The organism is Xanthomonas campestris pv. badrii (assembly GCF_012848175.1).
Classification (GTDB): Bacteria; Pseudomonadota; Gammaproteobacteria; order Xanthomonadales; family Xanthomonadaceae; genus Xanthomonas; species Xanthomonas campestris_C.
In genome coordinates, this window is sequence record NZ_CP051651.1 from 225,376 (window position 1) to 240,744 (window position 15,369).

Here is a 15,369-nt window from a genome sequence, read left to right on the forward strand (position 1 = left end):
ACGGAGGCCGGCCTTGCGCCAGATTCTTGTTCCGAGCCTGCTGGCCCTTTTTTGCACGGCCTGCAGCCCCCCGGAGACCAGCATGAACCAGACCTCATCCCCCGCCGCCGAGGCTGTCGCTAAAGCCGATGTCGATGCCGGCGGCCGCGGCCTGGCCAAGCTCAATCCCAGTCCGCGCAAAGCCTTCGAGGTCACCCTTACCTTGAAGGACGCACCGGGCGCCTTCGGCCTTGTGCAAGGTGCGGCGCAGTACGACGTCAGCAACGAAGCCGAGTGCGGCAAGATCCAGCCGGAGACCGGCACTGCGGGCCGCATCACCAGCCAGGAAGACTTTGCGCTGAAGAAGGTGTCCGATACCGAATATCGCGGCACCGTCTATCTGGATCTGATGCAGGACGAAGACTATTACGGCCGCGGCGTCTGCCATTGGGAATTCAGTGGCGCCAGCGTGCTGCTCAAGGCAACCGGTGCGGAAGAGGAAACCCGCTTCCTGTCGTTTATCGAAGCCAAGACGGTGACTGCGCAGCAGGCGTTGACGAAGTATTACTGGGCCAAGGGTTACCCGCGCTCGGAATCGAAGAGTTTTCCGGACACGGGCGAGCTCAGTGCCGAGCAATTCAAACCCGATATTCGCGATGAGCTGTTCACCATCACACTGGCTGCCAAGGAAGTTGCGCCATGACCGTCCCTTCTCAGCAATACGCAGGCTTGTCCGAGGATGTCTACAAGGATCGTGCCGTTGGACGGCGTGCGCCGGGGCAGGAAGAAATCGTCACGATCGAGGGGCAGCGTTACGCCGTTCTCGATCATGTCAACAACAAGGCCAACGGCTATCAGGGCACGATCTATCGGCGTGAAGGGACCGGCGAAATCGTGGTTGCGCATCGCGGCACCGAGGGCGCGGTCAACGACATTCTCACCGACGCATCCATGGTCACCTCGCGGACCAACCCGCAGGCCGCCGATGCACTGGCATTGACGAAGAGTGCTTTGGATATCGCCAAGGACGTTGGCAATCGAACCGGGCATCAGCCGCAAGTCACCGTCACCGGCCACTCTCTCGGCGGCGCGCTTGCGCAGATCTCCGCACACCACTACGACCTCAAGGGCGAGACCTTCAACGCCTATGGCGCAGCCAGCCTGAGTTACCGCATTCCCGAAGGCGGCAACAGCGTGATCAACCACGTGATGGCGTCAGACCCGGTCAGCGCGGCGTCACCGCACTTCGGGCAGGTACGCATCTACGCCAAGCCCGGCGAAATTTCCACCTTGAGTGCGACCGGTTACAGCAACAGCAAGGCCAATTTCCTGATTCCAGACGATCCGCTCGTGGCTGCGGGGGCATCGTTGGGTGCGCACAAGCTGGGCAATTTCCTGGGCGAGCAGTCCGCGCTGAAGGACCCCAACGCGCGCCCGCTCGCCGAACAGAACGCGCGGATGATCGACGAATACCGCAGCGATGTGAATGGGCTGCGCACCGGCACCACCATCCTGACGCGCAGTGCTCCCGGCCTTGGGCAGGATCTGATCGATGCCGTCCGCGGCCCACTCGCACCAGGCGAGCCGGCCAGGCGCGATGCGCGTGAGCATGGTAACGACCACACATCGTTGCGCATCGACCAGCCGGGGCACCTGGGCAACTCACTATTTCAGGACGCCCAGCGCGGTGTGCATGCGCAAGATGCCCGCGCCGGCCGCACCCCGGACCAGCACAGCGCGCAGCTGGCGGGCAGCCTGGCATCGGAGATGCACGCCGCTGGTGGCCAGCGCATCGATGCGGTGATGATGAGCCCGGACGCCGCGCGTACCTTCGCCGTGCAGGGGCGCGCCGAAGATCCCGGGCAGCTGCGCGTGAGCGTGGACACCATGACGGCCATCAATACCCCGCTCGAGCAGAGCAGCCAGCGTGTAGCCGACAATGCCGCACGTCAGTCGGTGGCGCTGGAGCAACAGCAGGCACAGACCCAGCAACAGCAGCAGGGTGCACGCGCAATGGGCTGAGGCAGCCGTAGCGATCGAGTTGGGTCGTCTTTGCAGTCCTCTGCCAGGTCGTCATGGTGTATTCCGGCCATTGCGTTCCGCCATCAGCTACAAGAGAACGCCGGCCAGCCCGGCGTTTTTTTTTATTCGATCGCGCAGTCATGCGCAGGTTTCCTGCTGCGCCCGCACAACCGTGTGGTGACGGAACTACTACCCGGCCAGCATTTTCCTATGCCGAGATATGCCGCAAGAGTGGCGCACCTATAGCGACCTCAAGCGCGTTGCGGCGCCGTGTTTGAATCGCCACCGGTTTGCGGCGAGGCAGGGCAGGCAGGATCCAGTGCTTGCAGCGCCGCAGACGCGTAATGGGATCTGGGAGGCCCCGCCCGGGCGCCATCTGGCGCGACATCCATCGATCAACGGAGCATTCATGAGCGTTTTTCAATCCGGCTACGGCCGCGTGCTGTTGGTGTTGCTGCTGTCTGTCCTCAGTGCCGGCGCCTACGCCCAGGGCATTGCCAAAGGCGCCGATGTCAGCTGGCTCAATCAACAGGCGGCGAACAACCCGCCGCAGGTGTTTCGCGATGCCTCAAACAAGACCACCGACTTCATCAAGCTGTTCAAGGATGTCGGCGGCAACGCCATTCGCCTGCGCGTATGGGTCAACCCCTCCGGCGGCTGGAACGATGGCCGCGACACTCTCGATAAGGCCAAGCGCGCCGCCGCGCAGGGCATGCGCATCATGATCGACTTCCACTACAGCGACAGCTGGGCCGACCCGGGCAAGCAGACCAAGCCGGCCGCCTGGGCCGGGCACAGCGTGGCCCAGCTCAACACCGATGTGTACAGCCATACCCAGGGCATCCTCAAATACCTCAAGGACAACGGCGTCACCGTCACCTGGGTGCAGGTGGGCAACGAGATCAACAGCGGCATGTTGTGGAACGAGGGCAAGACGCCCAACTTCGCCACCCTTGGCCAGTTCATCAACAGCGGCTACAACGCCACCAAGGCGGTGTACCCCAACGCCAAGGTCGTCGTGCATCTGGCCAATGGCTACGACAACGCCAACTTCCGCTGGTTCTTCGACAACCTGCGCTCGGCCGGCGGCAAGTGGGATGTCATCGGCATGTCGCATTACCCGCCCGTCGGCAGCTGGCAGGATTACAACAGCCGCCTGGACACCAACATGCGCGACATGATTGCGCGCTACGGCAGCGACGTGGTGGTGGCCGAGGTCGGCATGGATTGGCAGCAGGCCGCCACCACCCGCGCCATGCTCAGCAACCTGCTCAGCCGCAGCGACGCCATCAACAAGACCCACAGCAAGCAGGTGCTCGGCGTGTTCTATTGGGAGCCCAACGCCTACCCGGGCTGGCAGGGTTACACCATGGGCGCGGTCAACAACAACGGCCAATTGACCGAAGCGTTGCAGGCGTTCTGATTGGGGTTTGTTTGCCCGTTTTCCGCCCGCCGTCCCGATCCGTCCTGATGCGGGGGATCAAGCCCCTCTCCCCCCCGGGGCGAGCAGGCACGGCTTGCGCGCCACCGGCGCGCGTGCCTTGGAGCGCCCGCGCCGCAAGCGTGGGCCGGGGCGCGGAGCGGGGGTTGGGGTGAGGGTACGGGGCGAAGCCCTCTTGCACCCAAGACGCACGAGGCATCGCCCGTACCCTCATCCGCCCCTTTGGGGCACCTTCTCCCGGCGGGAGAAGGGAAGCAAGCACGGCACCCGACAGTCAGCGGTGAAAAGCCCCTCTCCTGCGGGAGAGGGGTTGGGGTGAGGGTACGGAGCGAAGCCCTCTTGCACCCAAGACGCACGAGGCTTCGCCCGCATCCTCATCCGCCCCTTTGGGGCACCTTCTCCCGGCGGGAGAAGGGAAGCAAGCACGGCACCCGACAGTCAGCGGCGAAAAGCCCCTCTCCTGCGGGAGAGGGGTTGGGGTGAGGGTGCGGGGCGAAGCCCTCTTGTACCCAAGACGCACGAGGCATCGCCCGTACCCTCATCCGCCCCTTTGGGGCACCTTCTCCCGGCGGGAGAAGGGAAGCAAGCACGGCACCCGACAGTCAGCGGCGAAAAGCCCCTCTCCTGCGGGAGAGGGGTTGGGGTGAGGGTACGGAGCGAAGCCCTCTTGCACCCAAGACGCACGAGGCTTCGCCCGCATCCTCATCCGCCCCTTTGGGGCACCTTCTCCCGGCGGGAGAAGGGAAGCAAGCACGGCACCCGACAGTCAGCGGCGAAAAGCCCCTCTCCTGCGGGAGAGGGGTTGGGGTGAGGGTACGGGGAGAAGCCCTCTTGCACCCAAGACGCACGAGGCATCGCCCGTACCCTCATCCGCCCCTTTGGGGCACCTTCTCCCGGCGGGAGAAGGGAAGCAAGCACGGCACCCGACAGTCAGCGGCGAAAAGCCCCTCTCCTGCGGGAGAGGGGTTGGGGTGAGGGTACGGGGCGAAGCCCTCTTGCACCCAAAACGCACGAGGCATCGCCCGTACCCTCATCCGCCCCTTTGCGGCACCCTCTCCCGGCGGGAGAAGGGAAGCAAGCACGGCACCCGACAGTCAGCGGCGAAAAGCCCCTCTCCTGCGGGAGAGGGGTTGGGGTGAGGGTACGGAGCGAAGCCCTCGTGTAATCACAACTGCACGAGGGCTTCACCCGCACCCTCATCCGCCGGGCGGAGCACCGTCTCCCCCAATGAAGCAGGACAATGTCCCGATGAAAGAAGTGCGCATGCGGCGGCTCCGCCGCATGCTGGCTCTCATCCTTTGGTCGTACACCGGCCGCGCCCGCTACGCCGGATCCTCGCACCCATGCATGACACCGTCCCATTCCATACGCCACCGTAGCGAGGAATGGCAAGAGGTGCGTGCGGTACACTTGGGGGTTCACGAATTCACGATGTCGACACACCCGCGGGGTGTGTCCCCCCGGGAGCGCTAATGAACTGGTTGAACGAAGTGCTGCACAACGATCCGAACCCGCTCGAGACCCAGGAGTGGCTCGAATCGATCAAGGCCGTCATTGACGTCGAAGGCCCGGAGCGCGCCCATCAGCTGCTGGAAGGCATGGTCGAGCAGACCCGCCGGGCGGGCGCTTACCTGCCGTTCTCGCCCACCACCGAGTACGTCAACACCATCTCTCCGGCCAACGAGGCCAAGAACCCCGGCGACTCCGCGCTGGAGTGGAAGATCCGTTCGATCATCCGCTGGAACGCCATGGCCACCGTCGTGCGGGCCAACCGCAAGCCGGGCGACCTGGGCGGCCACATCGCCTCGTTCGCCTCCAGCGCCACCCTGTACGACGTGGGCTTCAACCACTTCTGGCGCGCGCCCTCCGATAGCCACCCGGGCGACCTGCTGTTCATCCAGGGCCATAGCGCGCCGGGTATCTACGCCCGCGCCTTCCTCGAAGGCCGCATCAGCGAATCGCAGCTGGACAACTTCCGCATGGAAGTGGACGGCCAGGGCATCTCCTCCTACCCGCACCCGTGGCTGATGCCCGAGTTCTGGCAGACCCCCACCGTGTCGATGGGCCTGGGCCCGCTGGCCGCCATCTACCAGGCGCAGTTCATGCGCTACCTGGAAAACCGCGGCCTGATCGAGAAGTCCGACCGCAAGGTGTGGTGCTTCATCGGCGACGGCGAGAGCGACGAGCCGGAAACCCTCGGCGCCATCGCGCTGGCCGGCCGCGAAGGTCTGGACAACCTGATCTTCGTGGTCAACTGCAACCTGCAGCGCCTGGACGGCCCGGTGCGCGGCAACGGCAAGATCATCCAGGAACTGGAAGGCGTGTTCCGTGGCGGCGGCTGGAACGTCATCAAGCTGCTCTGGGGCGGCTACTGGGACGCGCTGCTGGCCAAGGACACCGACGGTGTGCTGCGCAAGCTGATGATGGAAACCGTCGACGGCGAATACCAGAACTGCAAGGCCTTCGGCGGCGCCTATACCCGCGAGAATTTCTTCGGCAAGTACCCGGAGACCGCGGCGATGGTCGCCGGCCTGTCCGACGACGACATCTGGCGCCTGAACCGCGGCGGCCACGACCCGCACAAGGTGTACGCCGCCTACCACCAGGCCGTGAACACCACCGGCATGCCCACCGTGATCCTGGCCAAGACGGTCAAGGGCTACGGCATGGGTTCGGCCGGTGAGGCGCTCAACCCCACCCACCAGACCAAGAAGCTGGACGACGCGGCGGTCAAGCATTTCCGCGACCGCTTCAACATTCCGGTGACCGACGCCCAGCTGGAAGACGGCCAGGTGCCGTTCTACCACCCCGGCGAAGATTCCCCGGAAGTGCAGTACCTGAAAGAACGCCGCAACGTGCTGGGCGGCTTCCTGCCCTCGCGCCGGCCCAAGGCCAGCAAGTCGTTCGTGGCGCCCACGCTCGACAAGTTCGAGCGCCTGCTCAAGGACAGCGGCGAGCGCAGCTATTCCACCACCATGTCGTTCGTGCAGAGCCTCAACATCGCCCTGCGCGACAAGGAACTGGGCCCGCGCATCGTGCCGATCGTGGCCGATGAGGCGCGCACCTTCGGGATGGAAGGCATGTTCCGCCAGATCGGCATCTATGCCCCGTTCGGCCAGAAGTACAAGCCGGTCGATGCCGACCAGCTGATGTACTACCGCGAAGACCAGACCGGCCAGGTGCTGCAGCAGGGCATCAGCGAGCCGGGCGCGATTGCCTCGTGGATGGCCGCCGGCACCAGCTACTCGGTGTCCGATGTGCCGATGCTGCCGTTCTACATCTACTACTCCATGTTCGGCTTCCAGCGCGTGGGCGACATTGCCTGGCAGGCAGCGGACATGCGCACGCGTGGCTTCCTGCTCGGCGGCACCGCCGGCCGCACCACGCTCAACGGCGAAGGCCTGCAGCACGAAGACGGCTTCAGCCAGGTCATCGCCGGCTCCATCCCCAACGTGCGTAGCTACGACCCGACCTTCGGTTTCGAAGTCACCGTCATCATGCAGCACGGCATGAAGGCGATGATGGAAGACCAGATCGACGAGTACTACTACATCACCCTGATGAACGAGAACTACGCCCACCCCGGCATGCCGGACGGCGCAGCCGAGGGCATCATCAAGGGCATGTACCTGCTCAAGGACGCCGGCAAGCCCAAGAAGGGCGAGCTGCGCGTGCAGCTGCTGGGCAGCGGCACCATCCTGCGCGAGGCCATTGCCGCGGCCGAGCTGCTGGACAAGGACTTCGGCGTCACCGCCGACATCTGGTCCTGCCCCAGCCTCAACGAAGTACGCCGCGACGGCTACGCCGTGGAACGCTGGAACCGCCTGCACCCGGAAGCCGAACAGCGCAAGCCCTACGTCACCCAGCTGCTGGAAGGCCGCCAGGGCCCGGCCATCGCCGCAACCGACTACGTGCGCGCTTTCGCCGACCAGATCCGCGCCTTCGTCCCGATGACCTACACCGTGCTCGGCACGGATGGGTTCGGTCGCTCGGACACGCGTGCCAACCTGCGCCGCTTCTTCGAGGTCGACCGCTATTACATCGCGCACGCGGCGATTGCCGCGCTTGCTAAGGATGGGAAGATGACGGGCAAGGATGTGGCCCGGGCGATCAAGCAGTACAAGATTGATCCTGAGAAGGCGAATCCGGTTGGGGTTTGATGGATTACTTATACTGGCCGGCTACGGGCCGGCAGGTTCAAGATTTGGGTGAGGCGTAAATCGCCTCTCCTATGCTTAAAAAGGAAATACGGATGACGGCGGATCTTAATTCTCAGTTTGACTCGCAGCGGAAAAAGGTAGACGTCGACAACTTCGATGTAACCGTTCGTGAATTAGTTCGAATGGTTGAGGAAGGGGAGATAGATAGGGCTCCAGAGTATCAAAGAAAATTTAGGTGGGACGAGACGCGGGAATCAAAACTGGTTGAGTCAGTGCTGCTGGGATTGCCGGTTCCAACAGTATTTATGGCTACTAATAAAGATGGGACTTGGGAGTTGGTTGATGGATTACAACGGATATCATCTCTGGTTCATTTCGCTGGAAGCGAGAAAAATCTCTCGAATACTATTGGAAAAACAAACTCTCTTAAGCTTTGTGGACTTGAGAAATTGTCAAGTTTTAATGGGAAGACCTTCTTGGAGCTGCCGGAGTCGATTCAGCTTCATCTGATGAAGCGGGCTCTTCGGGTTACGTCGCTCAGCGATAAGTCTGATATGAATGTCAGATTTGATACTTTCGAGAGGCTTAACACTGGCGGGATAGAGTTATCTTCACAAGAGATCCGGGCTTGCGTGTATCAAGGTGCGCTCTCTGACTTCCTGAGTGAGGCTGCTCAGGATAAGGGGCTTGCTAGGTTGATTAAGCTTCAAAAGGGCCATCAAGATGATGGCACTATGGAGGAATTTATCCTAAAGATATTTGCTTATTCTAATGCTCGCGATCACTTTGATGGTCAGGTTACATCGTTTTTGAATAATTTCGCGCGTGACAATCAGTCGCTTGATAGCGTTGGTGCAATGAGGACGGAGTTTTCAACCTTGATCAAGAGGTTTTCGAAAATCCACCCTGGCGCTATCCTAAAGGAAAATTACTCAGTGACACCCTTAAATCTGGCGGAAGGTGTCCTTGTTGGTGCATTGGAGCTATCGCGCAAGAAAGTAAAGCTATCTCCAGTGGAAGGCTGGCTAAGGGATAGGCAGCTTCTTAAGCTTAGTACTGGGGGGACAAATACAAAAAAATCTCTGCATGGGCGTATTGATCGAGCTAAAGAGCTTCTTCAGGGCGCGAAGCCTGGGGTTTAGTTATGGATTTTGGACATGGAAAGTTCTCGCAAGATATACAGGCGATTCGTAGCTCCCTTGTGCATCTCGACTCTTTAGCAATTGATCCAAGATACACTTTATATGCAAAGAGTTCTAAGGCGCTTACCATGGTGTGGTTATGTGCCGTGCTCGAAGATTTCTGGAAGAAGTATTTGGTAGAAATATGCTCCAGAATTCAGAGTGCGTCATATGTTAGGAGGCGGCGTAGTGCAGTCGCACTTAGTGTCTTCTACTACGACAGGATTAGTGGCATATCGGATGGCAAGGCTTTAAGGCGCTGGGAAAAGGTTGCGGATTTAATGGGGGACTTGGGCGGTGTGGGAGTGGGCCTCCCAGTTTTCAAGATTCCATATGACGGCCGAACTGTTAGGCCTGATCACCTTGATATTGCATGGCGACTCTTCGGACTTCCCGGTGAGGTCTTCCCCTCACCTGTACACAAGCAAGAGCTAAACACACTTGCTGATCGCAGGAATGATGTTGCGCACGGTGCCGTAACACCTGAATCAATGGGTGGACTCGTATCGGTAGGTGATTTGAAAAGAATCGTCTGTCGCATTGATGAGATTGTCGAACACTGCGTTGTAAGCGCAGCCGTGAAATGGCCCCATTAGTGTGGGGACAGAGGTGACACGGAGTCAGGTTCATAGGTATCCACGCGTTTTTACGGCACCAGCGTCATTTACTCACGCACTGCGTCGGGCAGTGCGCGCAAGCGTTCCAGCCAGCGCGAGACCGGTTCCATCGGCGAATGTCTGATCGACGCCTCACCGCCGACGCGCAGTGTCGAGTAGAGCTTGCGTGTGCTGTTGCGCAGCGATAGTCACTGGGCGATATCGGTGGCAATAACCGTGCCATCGCCGTGCCTTTGGGCTGTTGCCCCTATCGTGCCACTTCAACCCCTCATTATTGCCTCTCTTTAAATCGTGTCGAGTCCGACACTACTCTGACAGCGGGGCTGAGTTGAAGCCGAATGGCAGGCAAGTGCAAGTATAGATAGTCGTCCCTGAAAATCCCTACCATCCCAGTCACAGTAAGGCGTTACCGGCCGCGCAGGCGTGCCGGAACTACCAGTTTTCGCTACGCTGTGGGCTGATTTCTTGCAATTTCCGTCCATGCGTACACGCCGCCCTGCTGCCGAAGACACCCCCGCCGAGGAGTTGTTTCGTTCGCGCCTGGAGAACCAGATCGATCTGCGCCATCCGCTGGCGCAGTTGAGTCAACGGATGCCGTGGGCCGCGTTGGAGCAGGCGCTTTGCTCGCACTTGCCGGCCACGCCCGCTGGAGGTGGGCGTCCGGCCTTGCCGGTGCGCTTGATGACCGGTTTGCTGTACCTCAAGCACGCCTATGACCTGTCCGACGAAGCGGTGTGCGAGCGCTGGCTGGAGAATCCGTACTGGCAGTTCTTCACCGGTGAGGTGGTGTTCCAGACGCGTCTGCCATGCGATGCCAGTTCGCTGACGCGCTGGCGTCAGCGCCTGGGCGAAGCTGGGATGGAAGAGGTCCTGGCGCACACGATCAATGCGGCGCACGCGATGAGGGCGGTGGATGCACGCGAGCTGTCGCGGGTGATCGTGGATACCACGGTGCAGGAAAAGGCAATCGCCTATCCGACCGACAGCCGTCTGCTGGAGGTGGCACGCAAGAAGCTGGTGCTGCTGGCCAAGCGCCACGGTATTGCGCTGCGGCAAACCTACGCACGGCAAGGCCCTGCCTTGAGCCGCAAGGCGGGCCGCTATGCCCATGCGCGCCAGTTCAAGCGCATGCGAGCTGCGCTGCGGCGCCAACGCACAGTGTTGGGGCGCGTGGTGCGCGATATGCAGCGCAAGCTGGACGCAGTGGAGGACAGCGTGCGCGAGCGCATCGCTGTGTGGCTGGACCGTGCGCAACGCCTGTACACGCAACACCCCAAGGACAAGCACAAGCTGTATGCGTTGCATGCTCCGGAGGTGGAATGCATCGGCAAGGGCAAAGCGCGTCAACCGTACGAGTTTGGCGTGAAGGTCGGCATTGCGGTGACGGCCTGCAAGGGATTGGTCGTGGGTGCGCGCAGTTTCCCCGGCAATCCGTACGACGGCGATACCTTGGCCGAGCAACTGGAGCAGACACGCGGATTGCTGCAAGACGTGGCTGTCGCCCCGACGGTAGCGATCATGGACCTGGGCTATCGCGGGCGCGAGGTCGATGGGGTACAGGTGCTGCACCGTGGGAAAGCCAAGACGCTGACGCGCCGGCAGTGGCACTGGATCAAGCGACGGCAAGCGGTGGAGCCGGTGATCGGCCATCTGAAAGACGACTGCCGGCTGCGCCGCTGCAGATTAAAGGGCACCCAAGGCGATGCACTGCACGTACTGGGCTGCGCCGCCGGCTACAACCTGCGCTGGTTGATGCGCTGGATCGCGCTTTTGCGTGCCTGGATCCGTACCATGTCGCAGTTATCCCTGGGCGCCATGGATCGGTCACAGCTCGCAATTGGCGTCTGAAAAGGATTTTTCAGAGACGACTAGATAGACTAGGCCGCAAAGGCGTTGCATGCTGCGTATGCGCCGGTGTACAGCGGTAGCTAGCCGGCGGATCAATGGGGACTGGCCAACTTCATAAGAGGATTGACGAGGTATGCAACGGACTGTTTCAGGAAAATTTGCGTGGGATTGTCTTCTCGCACTTTGTATCTTGCTGTCTCTAGTTTCTGCAAATAGAGTCCAAGCGCAGAATCTCCAATACTTCGCAGAGTGCCAATCCGGGCCGTGCGATATCTACAAAGGGGGGGCACGTGATCCTTTCGGATACCGTAGCCAGATGTTTAGTGCTGAGGGTGAGGCGAAAAAAAAAGCTATTGGCGATTATATTGAAATAGATGGCTGGGACGTTCCGGAGTCAGATTTTTGGCGAAGGCGGTGTGAGAGAGCTGAGGTAGAAACGTTTCCCGTCATTTATTATCCTTCTCCTCAGCAGTGGTGGGGGCGAGTCGATTTCACACATCAGTGTTACACATATAGGCCTGATGGCCTGTCGCCTCCATCCCAACCTTTACCCTACGTTCGTAGCATCATGATTCGGGGAGTTTGTAGGCCAGGATTCGTTGTTAAGGATTACAGTACCGGTGAGTGCTGGCGCGTGCCAAATGCGTGTCCGGGCTATCCGGAAAACAGCACCTTTGGTTGTGGTGAAAGCGTTGCGGAACTGCAGGCAACTCAGAAAAATTTAGTTGATCCGCGCCGCCTTTTCCACACTCAACAGACGTGTATAGCAAAAAAATCCTGTGAATTACGTTGTCAGATGGATAATTGCCAGTGGATGGACTTGGTTATTCCTGCTTTTGCAAAACCCTACCTAGATGGTGATGGTGGTTGGCCAATAGTCGAAACTAACTGCGGTGGAATGCAAGGCTTACTGAGCGTAGTGCCGGGCGGTAAGTGGATCGCCGACAGAGAGTGCTTTTCCAGTATGGGCTGGTATCACGTTCAAGTAGACCTAAAGAGTGCCCTTGAAGCGCATGGATGTGGAACTCAGAAGGACTGGGATTTAGTAGGAGAGCAAATCGCCCCGTGTCTCCTTACGACCGATCCCGGGTACCCCAACCAGTACTATGAGTTCGGAGGCGTCTTTGTCCGTTTGGCTCGCGAGAGAGTGCGTTCGCAGTGCCTCGCTAATCGTAATTATCGCGGACTCCCAATTGATATAAACTCTGGATTCGGAGGAAAAGTATGCCAGGTCGGACCTTGATTTTATTGCTTCTCGGTGCGTTCCCAACTAGTGTGTATGCACAAAATGACGTTCCGCCTACATGGACCATTCGTGCCGCTATTCCTGGCAAACAACTACTAGGCGAGTGGGAGCTGGCAAAAATCACCTCACAGGATGAATTGATGCGACAGGCCGCCGCTGCACAAGTGGGCGTTAGCCGCGGAAGTTCATTTCAAATTGAGGTCAAACTAGTCAATCCCGCTGGAGTCGAGATGGACGTGACTGGGTCGTCGAAGTTGCTTTATCGACCCAAAGCTTGTCTGATTGTGACCGCCGGTGGATTGGCCACACTGCCGAGCATTCCGAGTTCACCGGGAACCTGCCAGCCCGGCGATCCGGTGCCGTTTACTATTATCTACTTTGATAAGTCAGCCGGAATTGCAGCAGCGAATATGTATTCAATGAAGATTGATTGAATTGAAACTCCAGTAACGGAGATAATTAGTCGTCCCTGAAAATCCACACCATTCCAGTCACAGTAAGGCGTTACCGGCCGCGCAGGCGTGCCGGAACTACCAGTTTTCGCTACGCTGTGGGCTGATTTCTTGCAATTTCCGTCCATGCGTACACGCTGCCCTGCTGCCGAAGACACCCCCGCCGAGGAGTTGTTTCGTTCGCGCCTGGAGAACCAGATCGATCTACGCCATCCGCTGGCGCAGTTGAGTCAACGGATGCCGTGGGCCGCGTTGGAGCAGGCGCTTTGCTCGCACTTGCCGGCCACGCCCGCCGGAGGTGGGCGTCCGGCCTTGCCGGTGCGCTTGATGACCGGTTTGCTGTACCTCAAGCACGCCTATGACCTGTCCGACGAAGCGGTGTGCGAGCGCTGGCTGGAGAATCCGTACTGGCAGTTCTTCACCGGTGAGGTGGTGTTCCAGACGCGTCTGCCATGCGATGCCAGTTCGCTGACGCGCTGGCGTCAGCGCCTGGGCGAAGCTGGGATGGAAGAGGTCCTGGCGCACACGATCAATGCGGCGCACGCGATGAGGGCGGTGGATGCACGCGAGCTGTCGCGGCTGATCGTGGATACCACGGTGCAGGAAAAGGCAATCGCCTATCCGACCGATAGCCGTCTGCTGGAGGTGGCACGCAAGAAGCTGGTGCTGCTGGCTGTAATGACCCACCGGTTTCTGCACAGGTCAGGTGGTTAATGTAGCGGCATAGGCTTGGTCAGGCGTCATCATGTTCAGTGCCTGATGCGGGCGCTGCCGGTTGTAGAACCCAATCCAGTCGCTGATGACGCGCAAGGCGTGGGCCAGGCTCTCGAACCGGTGCCGATGGACGCACTGTTCCTTGAGCGTGCGTATGACGCGCTCGACCATCCCGTTCTGCTGGGGACAGTGTGGCGTGATGAACTCCTGCTTCATGCCGTAGCCAGCGACCAGGCGGGTGTAGTCGCGGCTGGTGAAGACCAGGCCATTGTCCGAGCGCAGCAGGAACGGCTCCTTGACCTTGCCCAGCGTGCCGAAGCGGGTGATCAGTGCTTGCTCCAAGGCCGCCACGGCGGTGCTGGCCCTGCCCGTGCGCGAGAGCTGCCAGCCCAGCAATTGCCGGGTATGGCAATCGATCACCAGGGCCAGGCTCAGCCAGCCGTCCTTACCGCCCCAGATCCGACACAGGTCGGTGGCCCAGCGTTGGTTCGGTGCGCTGGCCACCGAGGGCAAGGCCTCGATCCGCGGTCGCTTGCCCACGGCCCGCTTGCGCACCTGCCAGCCCTTGATCTGAAAGATCCGCTGCACCGTGTTCTTGTTCATCCGCAGTAGCCCAGCCACCGTCCGATACCCGAACGACGGCTCGGCCTCGATCATGGCCTTGATCGGTTCGGCCAGCTCTGGCTTCACCTTCGGCGCTGCCTTGCGCGGCGTGTAGTACACGCTGCGCCGTGGTACACCGAACCAGCGGCACAGCTTGACCATCGAGACGTCGAACCCGTCCTCCTTCAGGCCCTGCTGGATCGAGGCCATCAGCTCTCGTCCTTGCCCAGCAGGGCTGCCAATTTTTTTCGGGCACGCAGTTCCAGCATGGCTTCCTGCAGCTCCTTGAGCTGGCGTTCGTACTGCTCGCGCACGTCTTCGGGCTTGGCCCGCAGCGCGTTCTCCAGGCCGCGCTTACCTTCCTCGACCCAGCCTTCGATCTCATTGGGCGTCAGGTCGAACTGCCGGCTGGCCAAGGCCACCGTCGTCTTCCCCTGGATGATCTCCAGCACCAGCGCCGACTTGCGCCGGGCCGTCCAGCGCTTGACCTGTTCTTCGTCCATCACTGCACTCATCGATGTCTCCTCTGAAGGCTAACACCTGAGCAGATTTTCAGTGGGTCATTACATCTTTGCCGTAATAAAGCGCTAGCCACGCATATAGCCTCGCGGCTCCGGACTGCAGAACTTCCAGTTGTATTAGCGGAAGAAATCAACAAGCGACACCTATTCGACGGCGAGCCTACAGTTAAGGTGCTGACAATGCACTCCAGCAAGGGCCTGGAATTCGAGTCAGTGTTCATTCCCGGCATCTGCGAGATTGGGCAACGCTTACAAGCCGACAGTGAGGAAATGAGGCAGGAGGCCAAACTGCTGTATGTTGCAATGACTCGAGCTCTCGGCTCGCTGACAATGCTTCATCATTCCGAGACAGTACTAACCGAGCGGATTGGACAGGCCGTAGATCAGATACGGGCCAGACTCGCAGCGTGAGATCTCGACGAGACTTGGAGGGCGCTTGACCTGGAATGCTACTTGCGTAGTGTGCCCCCCCTGAGCAAAGATCATTGTGCTGGTTGTCTGACCATGATGCCCGCTAACGCGCACGATAAGACGCTGATCCATACCAAATAAATGAAACTGCTCCCGTCAACTCGACCCCGTCAG

At 60.2% G+C, this 15,369-nt stretch carries 11 protein-coding genes and 2 pseudogenes; 10 read left to right on the forward strand and 3 right to left on the reverse strand.

Annotated elements, in window-relative coordinates; all coding sequences use genetic code 11:
- Positions 1 to 82: 82 nt before the first annotated feature.
- The 6 genes from HG421_RS00975 to HG421_RS01000 all read left to right on the forward strand — a co-directional run bounded on the left by HG421_RS00975 (position 83) and on the right by HG421_RS01000 (position 9,379).
- A complete protein-coding gene (locus tag HG421_RS00975; protein WP_168968438.1) occupies positions 83 to 682 on the forward strand; it encodes a hypothetical protein in 600 nt (199 codons plus the stop codon).
- Positions 679 to 2,001, forward strand: coding sequence for an XVIPCD domain-containing protein (locus tag HG421_RS00980; protein ID WP_168968440.1), 1,323 nt, complete (start codon positions 679 to 681; stop codon positions 1,999 to 2,001). Before HG421_RS00975 ends, HG421_RS00980 begins: the two co-directional genes overlap by 4 nt.
- Positions 2,002 to 2,410: 409 nt before the next feature.
- Positions 2,411 to 3,424 carry an arabinogalactan endo-1,4-beta-galactosidase gene (locus HG421_RS00985; RefSeq protein WP_168968442.1) on the forward strand — a complete coding sequence of 338 codons (1,014 nt, stop codon included), beginning with the start codon at positions 2,411 to 2,413 and terminating at the stop codon, positions 3,422 to 3,424.
- Positions 3,425 to 4,914: 1,490 nt separating this feature from the next.
- Complete coding sequence (gene aceE / locus HG421_RS00990; protein ID WP_168968444.1) at positions 4,915 to 7,602, forward strand: pyruvate dehydrogenase (acetyl-transferring), homodimeric type; 2,688 nt, start codon at positions 4,915 to 4,917, stop codon at positions 7,600 to 7,602.
- Between the two features lie 92 nt (positions 7,603 to 7,694).
- Positions 7,695 to 8,744, forward strand: a complete 1,050-nt coding sequence (locus HG421_RS00995) for a DUF262 domain-containing protein (RefSeq protein ID WP_168968446.1) — start codon at positions 7,695 to 7,697, stop codon at positions 8,742 to 8,744.
- 146 nt (positions 8,745 to 8,890) lie between these two features.
- Positions 8,891 to 9,379 carry a hypothetical protein gene (locus HG421_RS01000; protein WP_168968448.1) on the forward strand — a complete coding sequence of 163 codons (489 nt, stop codon included), beginning with the start codon at positions 8,891 to 8,893 and terminating at the stop codon, positions 9,377 to 9,379.
- A gap of 30 nt (positions 9,380 to 9,409) precedes the next feature.
- On the opposite strand, the pseudogene HG421_RS01005 reads toward HG421_RS01000, so the two are convergent.
- A pseudogene (locus tag HG421_RS01005) lies at positions 9,410 to 9,588 on the reverse strand (IS4 family transposase); the annotation flags it as partial.
- 292 nt (positions 9,589 to 9,880) lie between these two features.
- On the opposite strand from HG421_RS01005, the gene HG421_RS01010 reads away from it, so the two are divergent.
- The 3 genes and pseudogenes from HG421_RS01010 to HG421_RS01020 all read left to right on the forward strand — a co-directional run.
- Entirely contained in the window at positions 9,881 to 11,248 is a 1,368-nt protein-coding gene (locus tag HG421_RS01010; RefSeq protein WP_168968450.1) for an IS5 family transposase, read from the forward strand.
- 1,239 nt (positions 11,249 to 12,487) lie between these two features.
- Positions 12,488 to 12,928 carry a hypothetical protein gene (locus HG421_RS01015; protein WP_168968452.1) on the forward strand — a complete coding sequence of 147 codons (441 nt, stop codon included), beginning with the start codon at positions 12,488 to 12,490 and terminating at the stop codon, positions 12,926 to 12,928.
- 144 nt (positions 12,929 to 13,072) lie between these two features.
- Positions 13,073 to 13,621 (forward strand): annotated as a pseudogene (locus tag HG421_RS01020) (transposase); the annotation flags it as partial.
- A 27-nt stretch (positions 13,622 to 13,648) separates the two neighbouring features.
- Here the strand turns inward: HG421_RS01020 and HG421_RS01025 are convergent.
- Positions 13,649 to 14,473, reverse strand: a complete 825-nt coding sequence (locus HG421_RS01025; RefSeq protein WP_168968454.1) for an IS3 family transposase — start codon at positions 14,471 to 14,473, stop codon at positions 13,649 to 13,651.
- Positions 14,473 to 14,778: a DUF1153 domain-containing protein gene (locus HG421_RS01030; protein WP_168968456.1), complete on the reverse strand. Its 306-nt coding sequence runs from the start codon at positions 14,776 to 14,778 to the stop codon at positions 14,473 to 14,475. The genes HG421_RS01025 and HG421_RS01030 overlap by 1 nt, the downstream gene beginning before the upstream one ends.
- Before the next feature lie 135 nt (positions 14,779 to 14,913).
- Here HG421_RS01030 and HG421_RS21140 point away from each other — a divergent pair, with 135 nt between their 5' ends.
- Entirely contained in the window at positions 14,914 to 15,195 is a 282-nt protein-coding gene (locus tag HG421_RS21140; RefSeq protein ID WP_228332300.1) for a 3'-5' exonuclease, read from the forward strand.
- The last annotated feature ends 174 nt before the right edge of the window (positions 15,196 to 15,369 follow it).